General features: G+C 66.5%; 12 protein-coding genes. 4 read left to right on the top strand and 8 right to left on the bottom strand.

Annotation, left to right across the window (positions count from 1 at the left end; all coding sequences use genetic code 11):
* Positions 1-92: 92 nt before the first annotated feature.
* The 4 genes from FIV02_RS04140 to ptsP all read right to left on the bottom strand — a co-directional run bounded on the left by FIV02_RS04140 (position 93) and on the right by ptsP (position 7,936).
* On the bottom strand, positions 93-2,267 hold the full coding sequence (locus tag FIV02_RS04140) for a hypothetical protein (RefSeq protein ID WP_152487888.1): 2,175 nt from the start codon (positions 2,265-2,267) through the stop codon (positions 93-95).
* A gap of 147 nt (positions 2,268-2,414) precedes the next feature.
* Positions 2,415-4,142, bottom strand: a complete 1,728-nt coding sequence (locus FIV02_RS04135) for a fructose-specific PTS transporter subunit EIIC (protein ID WP_152487887.1) — start codon at positions 4,140-4,142, stop codon at positions 2,415-2,417.
* Between the two features lie 12 nt (positions 4,143-4,154).
* On the bottom strand, positions 4,155-5,075 hold the full coding sequence (pfkB, locus tag FIV02_RS04130; RefSeq protein ID WP_152487886.1) for a 1-phosphofructokinase: 921 nt from the start codon (positions 5,073-5,075) through the stop codon (positions 4,155-4,157).
* Positions 5,075-7,936 (bottom strand): phosphoenolpyruvate--protein phosphotransferase, encoded by a 2,862-nt coding sequence (ptsP, locus tag FIV02_RS04125; RefSeq protein ID WP_152487885.1) that lies wholly within the window; start codon positions 7,934-7,936, stop codon positions 5,075-5,077. Before ptsP ends, pfkB begins: the two co-directional genes overlap by 1 nt.
* 179 nt (positions 7,937-8,115) lie before the next feature.
* Here ptsP and cra point away from each other — a divergent pair, with 179 nt between their 5' ends.
* Positions 8,116-9,102: a catabolite repressor/activator gene (cra, locus tag FIV02_RS04120; protein ID WP_152487884.1), complete on the top strand. Its 987-nt coding sequence runs from the start codon at positions 8,116-8,118 to the stop codon at positions 9,100-9,102.
* A gap of 80 nt (positions 9,103-9,182) precedes the next feature.
* Entirely contained in the window at positions 9,183-9,962 is a 780-nt protein-coding gene (locus FIV02_RS04115) for a TatD family hydrolase (RefSeq protein ID WP_152487883.1), read from the top strand.
* 48 nt (positions 9,963-10,010) lie between these two features.
* Here the strand turns inward: FIV02_RS04115 and FIV02_RS25170 are convergent, their stop codons facing one another.
* The 4 genes from FIV02_RS25170 to FIV02_RS04095 form a co-directional block, all read right to left on the bottom strand.
* Entirely contained in the window at positions 10,011-10,715 is a 705-nt protein-coding gene (locus FIV02_RS25170) for a methyl-accepting chemotaxis protein (protein WP_371923268.1), read from the bottom strand.
* A gap of 1,629 nt (positions 10,716-12,344) precedes the next feature.
* On the bottom strand, positions 12,345-13,178 hold the full coding sequence (ampE, locus tag FIV02_RS04105) for a regulatory signaling modulator protein AmpE (protein WP_047592421.1): 834 nt from the start codon (positions 13,176-13,178) through the stop codon (positions 12,345-12,347).
* Positions 13,179-13,190: 12 nt separating this feature from the next.
* Entirely contained in the window at positions 13,191-13,739 is a 549-nt protein-coding gene (gene ampD, locus FIV02_RS04100; RefSeq protein WP_152487881.1) for a 1,6-anhydro-N-acetylmuramyl-L-alanine amidase AmpD, read from the bottom strand.
* Positions 13,740-13,931: 192 nt separating this feature from the next.
* The gene (locus FIV02_RS04095; RefSeq protein WP_152487880.1) at positions 13,932-16,238 is read right to left on the bottom strand and encodes a DUF1631 domain-containing protein; all 2,307 of its coding nucleotides are present in this window, start codon (positions 16,236-16,238) and stop codon (positions 13,932-13,934) included.
* A 375-nt stretch (positions 16,239-16,613) separates the two neighbouring features.
* On the opposite strand from FIV02_RS04095, the gene nadC reads away from it, so the two are divergent.
* Together nadC and FIV02_RS04085 are read left to right on the top strand one after the other, a co-directional pair.
* The gene (nadC, locus tag FIV02_RS04090; protein ID WP_152487879.1) at positions 16,614-17,462 is read left to right on the top strand and encodes a carboxylating nicotinate-nucleotide diphosphorylase; all 849 of its coding nucleotides are present in this window, start codon (positions 16,614-16,616) and stop codon (positions 17,460-17,462) included.
* Positions 17,463-17,660: 198 nt separating this feature from the next.
* Positions 17,661-18,971 (top strand): nucleotide sugar dehydrogenase, encoded by a 1,311-nt coding sequence (locus FIV02_RS04085; RefSeq protein ID WP_152487878.1) that lies wholly within the window; start codon positions 17,661-17,663, stop codon positions 18,969-18,971.
* Positions 18,972-18,979: the final 8 nt, after the last annotated feature.

Raw genomic sequence — 18,979 nt, 5'->3', positions numbered from 1 at the left:
GGCTCCTACAAACGCACGCGCATTGCCAGACAGCAACGTAGGGCGGGTGCAACCCGCCGGTTTCGGCGTGGCGGGTTGCACCCGCCCTACGGTTACTGCTGGGCTGGTGCGACCACTTCGGCCGGAGCTTCGGCGACCTCGGGGCTGAACATGCCGCTGTTCCAGGCATGGTAGCCGCCAGCCAACAGTACCAGCAGCAGGACCACCCATGGCCAGACCACCGGTTTGTCGGCATAGGGGTCACGCAGGGCACGGTCGCTGCCCTTGGGCAACTCGGCCATTTGCGTCAGCGCGGTACCGAAGGGAATGCTGATGCGCGCCTTGGCGTTCACCGCCCAGCCATTGGCATCGAGAATCGGCCCCAGGCTGCGCCGACGCAGCTTGAACCAGGCCAGCAGCATGGCCGGGCCGGAAATGGCCAGCAGCACGCCCAGCAACAGCAACGGCACCTGCCACCAGGCCAGCGACAGGATGCCGGTCACCACCGCAGCCAGGGCCGTACCCAGGGCACCGACCGCCAGGCCGATGGCAGCGAAGATCCCGGCGAACTTGGCGATGTCGAATGCCGGCGCCGGCGTTGCAGCACCCGGCGCCCCCGTTTCACCGACCTTGGCAGCGGTCTTGCTGACCATGTCGGCGTCGCGGCTGGCCGCCAGTTTCTGCACCTGGTCGGAGACCAGCTTGGAGATGCGCCGATAGGGCGACCAGAACGCCTCGCGGATGCTGATGGCGCTCTGCACCACCTTGACCACCTTGGCGTCCCAGTCATTGCCGTCGCGGTCATAGAACAGGCCATGGCGCCCGGCCTGCAGGTCGCCCTCGCTACCGGCGGTGACCGCCACCACGATATTCATCGCCTCCTTGCCTCGCACCGGCTCGCCACGACGGGTACAGGCGCAGTAGAGCAGGAAGCAGTCGCTGGCCGCCGCCACCTTGGCATGCGCCTCGATGTTGTCGACCTCCACCGCCAGGTCGCAGCTCTTGCCGTCGATGTACAGCGTGCCGGCCTGGAACACGGCCTTGTCCTGACGGGCATAGAAACTCTGGAACGACACGAAGTTGCGCAGCAGCGTGATCAGGCCGTGGCGCAGGCGAATCAGCTTGTCCAGCTCGACCAGCCCGTCGGCCGCCTCGGCCACGGTCTTGTCTTTCTCGACCAGCGCCAGCAGGCGGGCTTCGGCGTCCTGCTCCACCAGCTCGAGGATGCGCCCGCGCTTGAGCACCTCGACAATCGCCACCTTGGGCGTCTCGGCCTGCCAGGCCAGGTAGTTGCCGCAGAGCGCGACCAGGTGCTGCCACTGCTCGCGCGACAGGCGCTCCAGCTCGCCGTAGACCGGCACCACCACGCGCTGGCGGAACTCGCCGATCGCGCCTTGCCACGCCGGGTTGAGGCCCTTGTCCAGTGGCAACTCGTCACCGTGCTGCACCGCCGCCAGGGGCAGGCCGGCGACTTCGCCGGCATCCGCCAGGGACAGCGACGACAGACGCACCAGCTCGGCTTCCTGGGCATTCATCAGCGCCGCGGCACGCGGGTCGAACTCGGCCATGGCAACGCGGGTGAAGTAATCGTCGATCTTGGCGCGCACGGCACTCAGCGCCTCGACCGCCGCGACCGTGCCCTCGCCGAAGGCATCCAGTCCCTGCTCCGCCGCACGCGCATGCCAGACGTGCAGCTGGCGCGCCTGCGCGAAGAACTCGCTGATCTGCTCGGCGCCGATCGCGGCCTCGCCACTGCGGTCGGTCTGCGCCCCCAGGCTGGCGATGATATCGGCGATGGCCGCCTTCAGCTCGGCATCATCGGTCAGCGTCGCCGGCACCAGGCCGTCGCCGTTGGGTTCGTGCGGCGGGAACAGTTGCGCCAGGTTGGCCGTGTCGGCCGGCACCAGGCTGTCGCCATCGGCGCGCCCCAGCACCGCCAGCAGGCGTTGCGCCGCCAGGCGCAGGCGCGCACCCACGGCGTCATCGGTGAGCGATGCAAGCTGCAGCGGGCCGTTCTCGAACAGCACGGCCGGTTCGCGCAGACGCGCCAACGTCCAGTCCACCACGTCGAGGATTTCCGGGGCGCGGATACGACCGTCCTTGTTCAGGTCGATGTAGTCCAGCATGCGCCGATCCAGCTCCAGGTTGTTCACCGGGCAGGCCAGGCTGGCCCAGAGTTTCTGGTCCAGGCCACGCAGTGCGGCGAGATCCGCCGGGGTTTCCAGTTGCACCTGATCGAAGCCGCCGGCCCGGAAGAAGCGCCAGCGATGCGCGAGAGCTTGAGTCATCTACAAAAGGTCCTTTCTTGGTGAGGGCGACTGCGCCAAGCAGTCCGGCATGCTCCCGTCGCCACGCACGGGCGCTCGGTCATGCCCTGGACTCCTACATCCCAGGCGCTGTTCGGCCCAGTGTACCCGAGCTTCAGCGGCGCGCGCTCATTGCGCCTCGACCGCCAGCGGCTGCGCGTCGGGCTGCTTGATCAGCGCATAGAGCACGCCGGTGAGCAGGCTGCCGGCGACGATGGCCAGCAGGTACAGCGCGGCGTGGTTGATGGCGTTGGGGATCAGCAGCACGAACAGGCCGCCGTGCGGCGCCATCAGCTTGCAGCCGAAGTACATCGACAGGGCGCCGGTCAGCGCCCCGCCGGCGATGCTGGCAGGGATCACCCGCAGCGGATCCCTGGCGGCGAAGGGAATCGCACCCTCGGAGATGAAGCACAGCCCCAGCACGCCCGCCGCCTTGCCGGCCTGACGCTCGCTCTGGGCGAACTTGCGCCGCGCCAGCACGGTGGCGATGGCCATGGCGATCGGCGGCACCATGCCCCCGGCCATGGTCGCGGCCATCGGCGCGTAGCTGCTCGACGCCAGCAGGCCGACGGAGAAGGCGTAGGCCGCCTTGTTGATCGGCCCGCCAAGGTCCACGCACATCATCCCGCCGAGCAGCGCACCGAGCAGAATGGCGTTGGTGCTGCCCATGCTGTCGAGGAAACGGGTCAGCGACTGCAGCACACCCGCCACCGGCGTGCCGACGACATAGATCATCAGCAGGCCGGTCACCAGGCTGGCCAGCAACGGAATGATCAGGATCGGCTTGAGCGCTTCCAGGCTCTCCGGCAGGCGCACCCAGCGGGCGATGGCCCTGGCGCTGTAGCCGGCGATGAACCCGGCGACGATGCCGCCGATGAAACCGGCGCCCAGCGAGCCGGCCAGCAGGCCGCCGATCATGCCCGGCGCCAGCCCCGGACGATCGGCGATGGAATAGGCGATGTAGCCGGCCAGCACCGGCACCATTAGCTTGAAGGCGGCGTCGCCACCGATCTGCATCAGCGCCGCCGCGAACGTGCCTTCCTCCTTGAAGTCCTCGATACCGAAGACGAACGACAGGGCGATCAGCAGACCACCCGCCACCACCATCGGCAGCATGTAGGAGACACCGGTGAGCAGGTGCTTGTAGGGCCCGCTCTTCTCGCCCTGGCTGGCTGCGGCCTGGCCTTCGCCGCACGCTGCCTCGCTCAGTGGCCGGGCCTCGTTCAGCGCCCGTTCCAGCGTCTGTTGCGGCTGCTTCAACGCCACGCCGGTGCCACAGCGATAGACCTTCTTGCCGGCGAAGCGGCTGGTGTCCACCTCGATATCGGTGGCCAGCAGCACCGCGTCGGCAGCGGCGATGGCGGCCTCGTCGAGCAGGTTGCGCGCACCGACCGAGCCACGGGTCTCCACCTGCAGCTCGATACCCGCGCGTGTCGCTGCCTGCTGCAGCGCCTCGGCGGCCATGAAGGTGTGCGCCACCCCGGTCGGGCAGGCGGTGATGGCGACCAACCGGCGCGTGCCAACCGGTGACGATTCGGTCGTAGCCTGATAGGGCTCGGCGCGCTCGGCCGCCTCACGCAGGAAGCGCTGCGGGTCGGCCAACGCCTCGGCCGGCGAGGCCTGCAACAGGCGTTTGCCAACGAAGCGCTGCAACGGCAGATCGCCGGTCCGGACCACCAGCACCCAGTCGGCGGCGGCGATTTCCGCCGCACTGAGCGGCGAACCGATGGCGCGGGCGTCGTGCACCTCGACGCGGGTTTGCCAGCCCAGGCGTTCGGCAGCCGCCTGCAACAGGCGCGAGCACAGCACGCTGGTGACCTGGCCATTGGGGCAGGCAGTGACGATCAGCAGATTCACGGTGGGTGCCTCTTATTGTTCTGGACGGTGCAGTTGCACGGCCGCTTCGAAGCGGGCCAGTTGCTCGCGATCATGGATACCGAAGCCGATCTGGGTGACCGCCTGCGCCGCTACCGCCGTGGCCAGGCGCAGCGTGCGCTCGGCGGGCCAGCCTTGCAGCAGGCCATGCAGGCTGGCCGCCAGCAGCGAGTCGCCGGCACCGACGGTACTGGCCACCTCGACGCGCGGCGGCACGGCACGCAGGGCGATACCCGGTCCGTGCCATTCGACGCCATCGGCGCCACGCGAGAGCAGCACATGCTCGATGCCCTGGCCACGCAGGCGCGTGATGGCCGCTGGCAGGTCGTTGCCGCAGGCCTCGCGCAGCTCTTCCTCGTTGGGTTTGATCAGCCACGGCACGACGCCGAGGGCCGCCTGCAGGGCCGCGCCGCTGCTGTCCACCACCAGCGGTACGCCACTGGCCTTGATCCGTCGCAGCAGGCTGGCGAACCACTGCGTGGTGACGCCACGCGGCAGGCTACCGGCGACCACCACGGCGTCGTGCCCGGCAAGCAGCGGCTGCAGCTCCTCCTCCAGGCGTTGCAGATGCTCGGCCTCGACCTGCGGCCCCGGGCTATTGAGGTCGGTGATGCGGCCATCAGCCTCGGCCAGCTTGATGTTGCTGCGCGTCTCGCCCGGCACGCGGACGAACAGGTCATGAAAGCCGCACGCCTGCATCAGGCGCTCGAACGGCGCCGCATTGGCACGGCCCAGAAAGCCGCTGACGCTCAGGCTGTGGCCCAGGTCGGCGAGCACCTGGGCGACGTTGAGGCCCTTGCCGGCGGCATGACTGCGCAGCTCGTCACAACGGTTGATCGCGCCGGGCTGCAGGCTCGGCAGGCGCAGGGTCAGGTCCAGCGCCGGATTCAGGGTCAGGGTCAGGATCCGTGCCATCAGTGCATCTCCGCGACCAGCGCGCGCACGGCGCTGGCACTGTCCAGCGCCAGGGCGCGATCGACCAGGGTACGTGCCTGGCGGCTGTCGACCTCGCGCACCCGCGCCTTGACCAGGGCGATGGAGCGCGGCGTCACGCTCAGCTCGTCCACCCCCAGGCCGATCAGCAGGGGCACGGCCAGGCGATCGCTGGCCAGCTCGCCACAGACGCCAACCCACTTGCCCTGGGCATGGGCTGCCGTGACAGTCATCTCGATCAGGCGCAGCACCGCCGGGTGCAGACCATCGGCCTGCGCCGACAGCTGCGGATGACCACGGTCGATGGCCAGGCAGTACTGGGTCAGGTCATTGGTGCCGATACTGAAGAAGTCCACCTCGCGCGCCAGCACCGGCGCCAGCAGCGCGGCCGAGGGCACTTCGATCATGATGCCGAGCTGCAGGTCGCGCACCTCGATCTCTTCGCGCAGGCGCTGCACCAGGTCACGCGCCGCGCGCCACTCCTCCACCGCGCCGACCATGGGGAACATGATCCGCAGCGGACGGCCGTCGGCCGAGGCGAGCAAGGCGCGCAGCTGGGTTTCAAGGATCTCCGGGCGCTGCAGGCTGAGGCGAATGCCGCGTACGCCGAGGAAGGGGTTTTCCTCGGCGGGCATCGGCCAGTACGGCAAGGGTTTGTCGCCGCCGACGTCCAGCGTGCGCACCACCAGCGGGCGGCCAGCCAACGCGTCGAGCACGCGGAGGTACTCGGCTTGCTGCGCGGCCTGGTCCGGCGCCTGGGCATGTTCCATGAACACCAGTTCGGTGCGCAGCAGGCCCACGGCCTCCGCGCCCAGCTCCACCGCGTCGGCGGTTTCCCCGCTGGCACCGATGTTGGCCGCCACCTCGACTCGCACGCCGTCACGGGTCTGCGCCGTGTCGAAGCGCCGGGCGTGCGCCTGCTCCTGGCGGCGCTGCGCAGCCTCGCGCTCATGCAGCGCCTGGTCACGCTCGCGCGCATCCGGCGCCACCCGCAGCACGCCACTGTCGCCATCGAGCAGCAGCGGCGTACCCTGCGCCAACTCCAGCACGCCGTCGCCGGCGCCGACCAGCGCAGGAATGCCCAGGGCACGGGCGATGATCGCGCTGTGCGCCGTCGCCCCACCGCGCGCAGTGAGAATGCCGGCAACGCGTCGACGATCGAGCCCGGCGACATCGGACGGCACCACCTCGGCCATCACCAGGATATAGGGTTCGTCTGGCTCGCTGGGCAGCGCCACGCCACACAGCTGCGCCAGCACCCGATTACCGATGTCGCGCAGGTCGGCCGCGCGTTCGGCCAGCAGCGCATCATGCAAGGCTTCCTGACGCCTGGCCGCTGCCTCGACCTCGGCCTGCCAGGCCGCTTCGGCACTGGCGCCCTGCCCCAGGCGTGCCTCGACATCCTCACGCAGTGCCGGGTCACCGAGCATGGCCAGGTGCGCACTGAAGATTTCCCGGATGCTGGCCACACCCGCGCCATCGACCAGGCGCTGGATCTGTGCCGAGACGACGGCTAGGGCCTGCTCGAGGCGCGCCCGCTCAGGCTCGACGCCCTGCCCCTGTTCGGCGAAATGAAAGGTCGGAGGCGTGCGCACCAACGCCGGCCCGATGGCGATACCGGGCGAGGCACCAACCGCCAGCAAGCGAGCGCCGGCGACAGGCGCAGCCGGCGCGACCGGTTGCAGCTGCGCGGCCACCTCCGGCAATGCCTCGCTCAGCGGCTCGACCGCTTCACCGAGGCCGCTTTGCAGTGCCGCACGCAGCGCCGGCAACGCCGCTTCGGCAATCGCCGGCTCGGCGCTGAACTCCAGCATCTGTCCGCGACGCGCCCCCAGCGCCAGCAGCCGACTGAGGCTCTTGGCCGAGACGCCTGCAGCGCCGTCACCGAGCAGGCGCACACGGATCTCGCCGGCAAAACCCTGCGCCAGCTCGCTCAAGGCCTTGGCCGGTCGTGCATGCAGGCCGTGGGCATTGAGCAGCGGCACGCTGAGGCTGGGCCAGTCCGGCGCCACCTCGCCCCCCAGCGCCTCGATCACCTGGCGGCTGTCGCTGGCCTCGCTGAACGCCGCCGCGCGACCGCCGATCAGCACATCGCAGAGCCGCTCCAGCGCCTGCCGATGCGCTTCACCCTGGCTGGCCAGGCAGAACAGACCGCGCAGCGCCTCGCCACGAAAGGTCAGCGGCTGCGCCGGGGTGACGAACGCCAGGCCCGGCCGCTCGACACTGGCCTCGCTGTGCAGCCACCACAGGCCGTCACCCAGCGGCAACGGCTCGCCACGCGCCAGGCCGAGCGCAAAGCCCGTGCGCGCGCAACCGGCCTGGCGCAACAGGCGGGCACCCTGCCAGAGCAACTCGTCGAAGTCTTCGGCCGCCTGCCCCAACGCCACCAGCTGGCCATCCAGGGCCAGCGCCTGCGGCGCGCCCTGCAACAGTTCGAGGATCTGCGTGGCTTCACCCGCCTCACGCAAGGCCTGGCTCAGGTCCCCTTCGCCCAGGGCACGGGTCAGCAGTTGCAACAGATGCAGGTGCTCGTCGGACTGGGCGGCAATCGCGATGGCCAGGTACACCCGTTGCCCGTCACCCCAATCCACACCCGCCGGAAACTGAATCAGGCTGACACCCGTGCGCAGCACCTGGTCGCGTGTCTGCGGCGTGCCGTGGGGAATGGCGATGCCCTGCCCCAGAAAGGTCGAGCCCTGGCGCTCGCGTGCCTGCAAACCGTCGAGATAAGCCGCTGTGGCCAGGCCAGCGCTGGCCAATGCGTCGGCAAGCATGGCCAGGGCTTCATCCTTGTTCGCCGCGGCCCGGCCCATCTGGATCTGACTGGCATCGAGTTCGAGCATGGGAGTCTCCGACTTATTGTTCTGGCTAAGACGAGCAGGTGAACTAGACTGCTGAAACGATTCACCACATTCCGGCACCTTAGCCGATAACGAGGCATCCTTGAAGCCCGGTCGTCGCCGGGACGGTGTAGACTCGCCGCGCTCGAACAGCCGAAACCTCATCTCTACAGGGTGCGCCCGTGAAACTCAGCGACATCGCCCGCCTGGCCCAGGTCTCGGTCACCACCGCCAGCTACGTGATCAACGGCCAGGCCGAACGCCGGCGCATCAGCCCCGCGACCGTAGCGCGCGTGCTGGCTGTGGTGGAGGAACATGGCTATCGCCCCGACCAGCAGGCCGCCAGCCTGCGCAGGGGGCAGAGCCGCTGCCTGGGCTTCATCCTGCCTGACCTGGAGAACCCCAGTTATGCGCGCCTGGCCAAGCTGCTCGAGCAGAAGGCTCGCGCCGCCGGCTATCAGCTGCTGATCGCCAGCTCCGACGACGCCGCGGACAGCGAACGCCAGCTGCTCGAGCTGTTTCGCTCGCGCCGCTGCGACGCCTTGATCGTCGCCAGTTGCCTGCCGCCGGACGACCCGCTGTATCCGTCGATCGTCGCCTCCGGCCTGCCGGTGATCGCGGTGGACCGCGCGCTATCACCCCGGCATATCCGCTCGGTGGTCAGCGATGACGAGCAGGCCGGACGCACCCTGACCGCCAGCCTGCTGACGCCCCGGCCCCGGCATATCGCTCTGCTCGGTGCCCGTCCCGAACTGGTCATCAGCCAGGCGCGCGAACGGGGCTTTCATGCCGCGCTGGCCGGGTTCGACGGGCGCGTCAGCGTGTACCACGGCGAGCTGTTCAGCCGGGCCTGCGGCTACCGCCAGATGCAGGCGCTATTGGCCGACGCCGGCCCGCCCGACGCCCTGCTGAGCACAGCCTACGTCCTGCTCGAAGGCGTGTTCGACGCCCTGCGCGAGCGACACGGCGAGCAGCAGCCGGCGATACGCCTGGCGACCTTCGGTGACACCCAGTTGCTGGACTTCCTGCCGCTGCGGGTCAATGCGATGAGCCAGCAGCACGAGCGCATCGCCGAGCGCGTGCTGAGCTGGGCCCTACGCGCCGTGGAACAGGACGACTATCAGCCCGGCATCGAGGCCATCGAACGCAGCTTCAAGGCGCGTATCTGACCCCGCTGGCAATTCCGATGGGGCGGTAGCTCACCCCGGTACTGGCAACCTGGTCGAAAATGGTCGACCCTGAGTGAACGATGCGCCTGATCGATACCCACACCCACCTTGACTTCCCGGACTTCGACGCCGACCGCGCCGAGGTGCTCGCACGCAGCCAGGCCCTGGGCGTACAGCGCATGGTCGTCCTCGGGGTGTACCAGAGCAACTGGCAGCGTCTATGGCAGCTGGTCGAGTCGAGCGAAGGCCTGTACGCCGCATTCGGCCTGCACCCGGTGTACCTGGACGACCACCGCCCTGAGCACCTGGGCGAGTTGCGCGCCTGGCTGGACAGGCTGATCGGCCACCCCAGGCTGTGCGCCGTTGGCGAATTCGGCCTGGACTACTACCTGGACCACCTCGATCGCCAGCGCCAGCAGGCCCTGTTCGAAGCCCAGCTGCACCTGGCAATCGAGTTCGAGTTACCCGTCCTGTTGCATGTACGCCGCGCGCACGCGGCGACCATCGCCACCCTCAAGCGCCTGCGTCCGGCGCGTGGCGGCATCATCCACGCCTTTGCCGGCAGCGCCGAGGAAGCACGCGAATACATCAGGCTGGGTTTTCGCCTGGGCCTGGGCGGCGCGGCGACCTGGCCGCAGGCCAATCGCCTGCGCAAGGTCGTGGCCGGGCTGCCGCTGGAGGCCATCGTACTGGAGACCGACGCGCCGGACATGGCGCCCTCCATGCACGCCAACCAGCGCAACAGCCCGGAGCACCTTGCGGAAATCTGCAGCGAGCTGGCGGCATTGCGTGGCATGTCGGCCGAGGCGCTGGCGGCGGCCAGCAGCCGCAATGCGGAGGCGCTGTTCGGCTGGGGCTAGGCCACCAGGCTTGAGCCGCGATCAGGGCGACTCAAGCCCTCGGGCCGATCAGACGCGGAACGCGCCGATCAACTGCTTGAGGCGGGTGACCAGTTCGCTCAACTCGCGGCTGGCCTGCTCGGTCTGGCTCGCGCCAGCGGCGGTACGCTCACCAGCATGGTTGATCTCGACGATGTTCTGGTCGATATCGTGCGCCACGGCGGTCTGCTGCTCGGCGGCCGCCGCGATCTGCTGGTTCTGATCGACGATCATGCCCACCGCGCCGAGAATGTTCTCCAGCGCCTGCTGCACCTTGGCCGACTCGCTGACCGTGCCATCGGCCATCTGGTGGCTGGCATTCATCGCCTTGACGGCGGCGCCGACACCGCCCTGGAGCTTGGCGATCATCGCCTCGATCTCCTCGGTGGACTGCTGGGTGCGCTTGGCCAGGTTGCGCACTTCGTCGGCGACCACCGCGAACCCGCGCCCCTGCTCCCCGGCACGCGCCGCCTCGATGGCCGCGTTGAGCGCCAGCAGGTTGGTCTGCTCGGCGATGCCCTTGATCACGTCCAGCACCTGGCTGATGGCGGCACTGTCGCTGGCCAGTTGATCGATGACCGCCACCGACTGGTCGATTTCCCCGGCCAAGCGCTGGATCGCCCCGACCTGCGACTCGACCAGTGCCCGGCCACTGACCGTTTCCTGGTTGACGCTCTGTGCGCTGCTCACCGCAGCGGCGGCGCTGCGCGCCACCTCCTGGGCCGTGGCCGACATCTGGTTCATCGCCGTGGCGACCTGCTCGATCTGCGCGCGCTGACCGGCGACGGCCTGGTTGCTCTCGCCCGACACCAGCTCGACGCGGTCGGCCTGGCCGCCCACTTCGCCGACCGTGTGGCCGACGCGTTCGATCAGGTCATGGATACGCATGACGGTCTGGTTGAACACCTGCCCCAGCTCACCCAGCTCGTCGCGACTCTGCGCCTGGAAGGTGACCGTCATGTCGCCGGCCGCCACCTTGTCCATGACCTGGCCAAGGGTCTTCAGGGTCGAGCGCGTGGACACGTAGAAACCGCTGTAGAGGTAGACGATCAGCAGGAACACCACCACCAGCGCGACCACCAGCAACACCATCTGCGCGCGGTTCTCGGTCAGGCGCTCGCTCAGCTGGCTATCGAGAAAGGCCAGCAGGCCGTCGTTGAACGCGTAGGTCTTGGCCATCTGCTGGCTGACCTGCTCGTAGAACTGGGCCCAGGGCGTATCGAGACTGTCGGCGATGATCACCTGGTCCTCGAACAGCACAGCACTGTCCTTCAGGCTCTGCCGGCTGGCCTCGGCCAGACCGCCCAGGCCATTCTGCGCGGCGACGCTGCCCGCCAGCGCCTCCTGCAGGTTCAGGCCATATTCGGCGTGCAGCTTCTCCAGCTGCAGCAACAGATCATCGAACTTGGTGCTGGCCGCCGAGTTGAGAAAGCCCTGCCCCAGCGAGTAGGCGCCGATGGCACGGCCCTGGCTCAGCACGTCGGTGATCTGCGGGGTGACGTTGGTGATCAACTCGGTGATCTGGCGAACCTGGCGCTGCGGGTCCTGGCTGAGACCGGCCTGGCTGGCCACCAGCTTGATGAACACCTGCGAGGAGCCGAGCAGCTTCTCGACGATGACCGCCTTGCTCTGCAGCGACGTCTCGCCTTCCGCGCTCTTGAGATCCGCCAGCAGCTCGTCGCGCTTGCTGACGAACTCGGCCGCCTGCTCGGCATCCTGGGTGACCGGCTCCAGACCCTGCAGCCCCGCGCTCAGCGCCTGCTGCAGCTGGCCGATGCGGCTTTCCAGATCGCCCGCCTGGCCGGACTGGCCGATCATCGAGTTGATCTGCACCAGGTCATTGAGGCTTTCCAGGTCACGCCGCAGCTGCAGGCTCTGGCCCAGCAGCTCGAGGCTCTCCAGTGCATTCTCGGTCCCGACGAACTGTCGGTAGGAGTCACGCACCAGATAGAAATTGGTGACCAGCATGGGCAGGAAAAACAGGACACTGATCAGACTGAACTTCATGCCGAAGCTGAGGCGGTTCATCAGCGCGATGGCCGGATACAACACGGTCTTCACTAGACGTCTCCAGTTGCCATTATTGTTATGGGTGTTGCTTGAACGGCCGCAGAGCCTCTCACGGGCTGACGACGGCGTCCTGTGCAGCCCGACCTGCGGCGCGCGAATCCACGCGGCGAATACAGGCAGATAAATGTGACGCGAATCACTAAACAGGACAGGCTACCGCCCCCTTATACCCCTTATCGACCCGCCTCTCTGTAACTTAAGGTTAAACCCGCGCGACACCCCGCACCGCCTCGCAGGAAGCCTTCGAGGTTGCAGCAACCCCGGCCAACGTTCGCCAGGGCGCTCCGATCACCGCTAGATGAGCAGCACCCACACCGCGTAAGCGGCGTACCAGACCACTGCGGCGCGAATCAGCAGCTGCCACAGCTGATCCAGCGTATCCACGCCCTCCTCACCCATGACCGGGGCCGGCATCTCCCCCGCTGCACGCCCGGCCTTGATCACCAGTTGGGCAGCGGCGATGTCCCAGCTGAGCAACTCGTGCAACAGGGCACGCGTGACCGCAACGAAGTTGCCCACCAGGGCGAAGCTGGAAGCCAGCACCCGCGCCGGCAACCAGTCGAAGGCGTGTCGCAGCTGAACCGCCCGCTCGCGCAGCGCGGCCTGCTCGGCGTGCTCGGACGTCAGCGCCAGCAGCCGGTAGGCCAGCGCCGCCAGCGGACCGAGCAGCAGATACCAGAAGATCACCGCGAAGAAGCTCTGGTAGGCCTGCCACAGCAAGTGCCCCTGGACCTGCTGCAGCAGTTGAGTACCCTCTTCCGGCTGCAACGCCAGGTCACGCTCGGCGACGTGGTAGGCGGCCTGCCCATCACCGCGACGCCAGGCATCACGGAAAGGGCCAAGGGCTGCGAGCAGATCGCCACGGCCCAGGCTGTAGATCAGCACCAGCAGGTGCACCGGCAAGGCAAGCCAGCCATAGGCCAGCGGTTTGAGCACGAGCAGGACCAGCCCCAGTGCCGCGACGGGCAGAAGCACCAGGAGTCCCAGGCACAGCCAAGGCGCCTGCTGCAGACTGCCCTGCTGCACGCGTCGCAACTGCGCGAGCCAGGGGCCGTCCTGCTGGATGCGCAGGCGCCAGGCGGAGAACTTCTCGACCCAAAGCACCAGCAGAATGACCAGAAAACTCATCGCTACCTCTCCTCAATCCTTCAATGTGGCGTACAGGCGTGGCCAGTCGAACGCGGGGCCCGGATCGGTCTTGCGTCCCGGCGCGATGTCGCAGTGCCCGCGAATGCGCTTGGTCGAGATGGCCGGGTAGGCGTCCAGCAACTGGCGCGTCAGCTCGGTCAGCCTTGCGTACTGACTGTCAGTGTAGGGCTGGTCATCGGTCCCCTCCATCTCCACACCTAGCGAAAAATCATTGCAGTTGTCCCGTCCATCGAAGCGGGAAACACCGGCATGCCAGGCGCGATCCAGGCAGGAGACGAATTGCGTCAGCGAGCCATCACGCTCGATGAAGAAATGCGCAGAGACCTGCAGGTCGGCAATTTCGGAGAAGAAGGGGTGCTCATCCGTCGCCAGGCGGTTCTGGAAGAACGCCTGCACCCTGCCGGTACCGAACTGTCCAGGCGGCAGGCTGATGTTGTGCACCACGAGCAGCGAGATCTCGCCGTCGGGACGGGCGTTGAAGTTGGGTGACGGGCAATGACGAATGCCCTGAAACCAGCCGGTTGAGGGGTCGAGCTGCATGTGACACTCCTGAGCGAGCCATCACTCTAGAGCAGCCAACCCGGACGGCCAAGCACGAGACGGCAACAGGATGTGCGCGGGACAGGAAATGTCGAACGGATCGTGCCGCCGTCAGGCACAGGACGAGGCATGCAGTGCCTCACGCCGGAAGCGCGCGCATGCCCTGAAGACAGCGCACGCCACGGCGATCGATCAGGCGTTCTTCAGCTTGCGCAGGTTGCCGATCACCGACTCCAGCGCGCGATCGAACAGCAGCGCATCGTCGAGCAGGCGAATGGCGTTGCGACGGAACTCCACGGCCAGCGAGTTGCGGCTCTTCTCCAGCACCTTCATGCCGGTGCGGTTGACGAACACATACTTGCCGGTCGGTTTGATGATGGCCGCCAGCTTGCAACGCAGCTTGTGCTCCTCGTCTTCCTGGAATTCGACCCAGCTGCCCACACGCAGGCTGTCTACCTGCAGCAGCGCCTCATCGTCGTCCGGCAACATCACTTCCGGCTCCTGCGGACGGGTCTGCCCTGGAGCCAGCAGGATGATTTCCTCGACCACCTCGACCATCGCCGGTGCGTCCTCGACCACCGCTTCCTCGGCGGGCAACTCCAGCAGCGGCAGTTCGAGGTCACCCTCGCCGCCGTCAGCCTGCACGGCATCGGCCTGCTCGGGCGTGACCTCGGCCTCGGCAGCGGCGCGCTTGAAGCGCTGGAAGGCCTGCACATGCAGCACTTCCAGCTGGCTGAAGAACTCGCTGGTGGAGAACGGATCGAAGGCGGCGCTGGCCATGCCTTCGCGCAAAGCCTTGAGCAGACCCGGGACCAGCTCCAGCAGCTGCAGACGGGCTTCCGGATCCTCGTGCGGCGCAACGCTCCAGACCAGGTCATCCATGGTCTGCAGGGCAGACTGCCACTCCGGCGATTCCACGCCATGCTTGAGGCAGGTGAGCATCAGCACCTTGCTCCAGGCTTCCTGCAGCAGACGCACCACCACCTCGGGCAGCGTCTTGCCCAGCAGGCGCTCGTTCAATGCCTGTTCGACCTGACGACGGGCGAGCTCGGCCTTGGCGCTGCCTTCCTCGGCATCACGGGTGCGTTGTTCGAGCAACTCGCTGCGGCGACGCTCATCGCCCGTGAAGGCCATGAAGTCAGCGAGCAGCTCGGAGAAAATCGCCGGGTCATCGACGAAGTCGTTCAGCAGACGCTGCACCACCTGTTCGATCTTCTGATACAGGCTGTCGCGCTGCGCATCGTCCTGCTCGCCCCAACCCAATGCCGCAGAGGCAATTTCGTTGAGCAGGCGACGAGCCGGGTGGCTGCCACGGCTGAAGAAGGTCTTGTCCAGCACCGCGACCTTGAGCATCGGGATCTGCAGGCGGCCGATCAGCGCCTTGAGCGAATCCGGCAGGGTGCGGTCGTCGAGGATGAACTCGAACAGCATCGACACCAGGTTGATCACGTCCTCGTCGACTTCACCGACCACACGCGCCTTGCCACTCTTGGCACTGGCGCGCTCGAGCAGGTGCTCGAGCTGGTTGCGCAGGTCGAAGTCGTCGAGGTTGATCTGCGCCGGCGTGCGCTGCTGCATGTGCGAGAGCAGACGCATCAGGTCGTTGCTGGTGATGGGCAGCGCATCGGCCACCTGAGCGCGGCGCGGCATCGCACTGCCACGCACCTGGGACAACAGGTCCTGAAGCGCGCCGAAGACTTCCTGCACGCCCTGGTCGGCACCTTCGAGCAGCGGCATGCCTTCCTCGGCAGAGGACTGCACGTACGTGGAGGCGGCCGGGCGCGACTGGCGGCGCGGTGGTGCGGATTTCAGCTCGGGCAATACGCCGGCACTGACCAGCGCCTGGTTGGCCTCGGCATACAGATTGTCGCAGCTGCCCAAGACGTACTTCTCGAACAGCTTGAGGATGATCAGCTTGACCTTGATCTCGACACCCAGGCCGCTGCAGGCATCGAGGAAGTATTCGCTGAGCAGGGTCGGACCGAGCGGGTTGCTCTTGTCATCCAGCTTCTTGCTGATCACCGCGTTGAGACGCGTGGTGAGATGCCCCAGCGCTGCGGCGTCACGACTCATGACCTTGGCCACCATGGCGTCCAGTGCCACGGTTTCTTCCAGTTCGTCGTTCTGCACCAGGCTGAGGCTGTCGAAGGACACCGCATCCAGTGCAGGCTGCGGCTTGCCGATCTCGTACTGGTTGAGATTGGCGAAAGACTCGAACACCTTCTGCAGGAAACCACGCTCGATGGTCTTGCGCTTGAGACGCAGGTCGCGCATGGCCTCGAAGAAGGCATTCTGCTCGGCATTGCTGGTCGCCCGATCCGCCATCTCGAAGAGGGTATCGTCGGCGTTGTCGAACAGACTCTGCAGATTCTGCTTGAGCTGTTGCGCGGCTTTGTCACGCACCTGAATCAGCGCCACGGGCAGTCTTCCTACCGGCGAAGTTGGCGATTGCTCTGCGGTGGCCTTGTTCAGGTGCACCACATTCGCGTCGGTCTTCATTCTAGTCTCCCGCAGACTGCCCGAACCCGGGCTTCCTGGTCTGCACAGCGTCAACCGAGCGTCATCCCTAACGTCAAAGGCCTGGCGTCAATAATGAAAAATGTAAAGGCATTATAGGGAGGCTGCGAGCCATACCAAGCCAATTTTTCCTACAGACATGATGCAGGTCACAGATAGCCACACGCCACCTCCAGACGGTAGCCAGTACCCGACGACCGTGGAGCCTACAGACTAACGCTGACAGCCGCGTGACGCCGCACCGGCGGTCGGGCGGAGCTCTGCTCGTCGCCCGTGGATCGAAGCGATGCCCGCGAGCGCTGTAGCCCGATGCCGTCCTGCCTCTATAATCGCCCCTCGCCTACTCCGGAGCCGATCATGCCCAACCTGACCCTCGCCGACCTCAGCAGCGAAATCGAAGCCAATGTCCGCCGCGCCCTGGCCGAAGACATCGGCAGCGGGGACATCACGGCCCAGCTGATTCCGGCGGAGCGGCTGGCCAGCGCCCGCGTGATCACCCGCGAAGCCGCGACCATCTGCGGCACGGCGTGGGTCGATGCGGTCTTTCGTCAGGTCGATCCGCGGGTCACGGTGCACTGGCACGTGCAGGACGGCGAGCGCGCCCAGGCCGAGCAGACCCTGTTCAGCCTGGAGGGCCCGGCACGCGCGCTGCTCAGCGGAGAGCGCGCCGCTCTCAACTTCCTGCAGACCCTTTCGGCGGTGGCGACCCGCTGCAGCCACTACGCCGACCTGGTCGAAGGCACCCAGGTGAAACTGCTGGACACTCGCAAGACCCTTCCCGGCCTGCGCCTGGCCCAGAAGTATGCGGTGACCTGCGGTGGCTGCCACAACCACCGCATCGGCCTGTATGACGCCTTCCTGATCAAGGAAAACCACATCGCCGCCTGCGGCGGCATCGCCCAGGCGGTGAACGCCGCCCACCAGATCGCTCCGGGCAAGCCGGTGGAGATAGAAGTGGAAAGCCTGGAAGAACTGCGCGAAGCCCTCGACGCAGGCGCCGACATCGTCATGCTCGACGAACTGTCACTGGAGGACATGCGCGAAGCGGTCAAACTCACCGCCGGCCGCGCGAAACTCGAAGCCTCGGGCGGCATCACCGACAGCACCCTGCGCGTGATCGCGGAAACCGGAGTGGACTACATCTCGCTGGGGACGCTGACCAAGGATGTGAAGGCGGTGGATTTGTCGATGCGGTTGGCGCTGTAGATATCCAGCGCGCCTTACCCCCGCGGCAACGTACAACACCGCTCAACATGGCAATGCACTGGACACTCCGCGCCGAATGATCGACAACAAGCGCTGCGCCTTGCGATCACACTCGCAAGCGTGATTGAGCACACTGCCTCCTCCTTATCCCTTCTGGCATGATGGCTCCATGAAGCCCTCACGCAGTCGAGCAGCACAGTGAACGAAGCACTATTTTCCCTGCAAGAACGAATCAATTCAGGAACTGCGGTTGTCGGCATATATGGCCTCGGCTATGTCGGTCTGCCCCTGGCGCTGCGCTTCTGCGAAGTCGGCGTGAAAGTTATCGGCTTCGATATAGATGCTCGCAAGGTAGATCTCCTGAATGCCGGGCACAGCTACATCGAGCGATTGACGCCACAGTGCATCGACAACGCCCTGACTCAGGGGCTTGAGGCCACGACAGACTTTGCGCGCACAGCCGAGGCGGATGCTCTGATCATCTGCGTACCAACGCCGCTGAACAGCCATCGCGAGCCAGACCTCAGTTTCGTCATCAACACCGTAGAGTCGATACTCCCCCACTTTCGCCCTGGCCAACTGCTGAGCCTGGAAAGCACTACCTGGCCAGGCACCACGGACGAAGTGCTGGCCCCACGCCTGGCCAACCACGGCTTTATTCCTGGTGAAAATTGCGCTCTGGTGTTTTCCCCGGAACGCGAAGACCCTGGCAATACCCGCTACGGCACCCATGACATCCCCAAGGTAATTGGCGGCATGACGCCAAGCTGCCTGGAACTTGGCCAGGCCATCTATCGCCGTGCCATTCGCACCCTGGTTCCGGTGAGCAGCACGCGTACAGCAGAGATGACCAAGCTGCTGGAGAACATCCACCGCTCGGTGAACATTGGCCTGGTCAACGAGATGAAGATCGTCGCCGACAAGATGGGCATCGATATACACGAAGTCATTCGCGCTGCGGCAACCAAGCCCTTCGGCTTCACGCCTTACCAGCCGGGTCCAGGTCTCGGCGGTCACTGCATCCCCATCGACCCTTTCTATCTGACCTGGAAGGCCAAGGAATACGGCATCAACACGCGCTTCATCGAACTGGCCGGTGAGATCAACCATTACATGCCGCACTGGGTCGTACAGAAAACCGCAGACGCCCTCAACGACCACGGCAAGGCAGTCAAAGGCAGCCGCATTCTGGTGCTGGGCCTGGCCTACAAGAAGAACATCGACGACAGCCGCGAATCGCCGGCCGTGGAGATAATGGAACTCCTGCACGGCAAAGGCGCATTGGTCGACTACGCCGACCCGCATATCCCGTGCTTCCCCAAGAAGCGGGATTATCACTTCGACCTGAAGTCCATCGAGCTAAGCCCAGAGAATATCGCCAGCTACGACTGCCTGGTTCTTGCTACCGATCACGACAGCTTCGATTACGAGCAGCTACTGAATCAAGCACGCCTGGTTATCGATACACGAGGGCGCTTACCCCGGCAAACGAACGTAGTCTCAGCCTAAGCCAATCC

Source organism: Pseudomonas sp. THAF187a (assembly GCF_009363395.1).
GTDB classification, from domain to species: Bacteria; Pseudomonadota; Gammaproteobacteria; order Pseudomonadales; family Pseudomonadaceae; genus Aquipseudomonas; species Aquipseudomonas khazarica.
Note: the sequence above shows the minus strand (reverse complement) of the source record. Positions and strands in the feature narration are given on the sequence as shown.

Coding starts and splice junctions, on each gene's coding strand:
- FIV02_RS25170 (WP_371923268.1), bottom strand. CDS start 10,715: ATGTCGGCCACGGCCCAGGAGGTGGCGCGCAGCGCCGCCGCTGCGGTG.
- FIV02_RS04140 (WP_152487888.1), bottom strand. CDS start 2,267: ATGACTCAAGCTCTCGCGCATCGCTGGCGCTTCTTCCGGGCCGGCGGC.
- ptsP (WP_152487885.1), bottom strand. CDS start 7,936: ATGCTCGAACTCGATGCCAGTCAGATCCAGATGGGCCGGGCCGCGGCG.
- pfkB (WP_152487886.1), bottom strand. CDS start 5,075: ATGGCACGGATCCTGACCCTGACCCTGAATCCGGCGCTGGACCTGACC.
- ampD (WP_152487881.1), bottom strand. CDS start 13,739: ATGCAGCTCGACCCCTCAACCGGCTGGTTTCAGGGCATTCGTCATTGC.
- ampE (WP_047592421.1), bottom strand. CDS start 13,178: ATGAGTTTTCTGGTCATTCTGCTGGTGCTTTGGGTCGAGAAGTTCTCC.
- nadC (WP_152487879.1), top strand. CDS start 16,614: ATGCCCAACCTGACCCTCGCCGACCTCAGCAGCGAAATCGAAGCCAAT.
- FIV02_RS04115 (WP_152487883.1), top strand. CDS start 9,183: ATGCGCCTGATCGATACCCACACCCACCTTGACTTCCCGGACTTCGAC.
- FIV02_RS04095 (WP_152487880.1), bottom strand. CDS start 16,238: ATGAAGACCGACGCGAATGTGGTGCACCTGAACAAGGCCACCGCAGAG.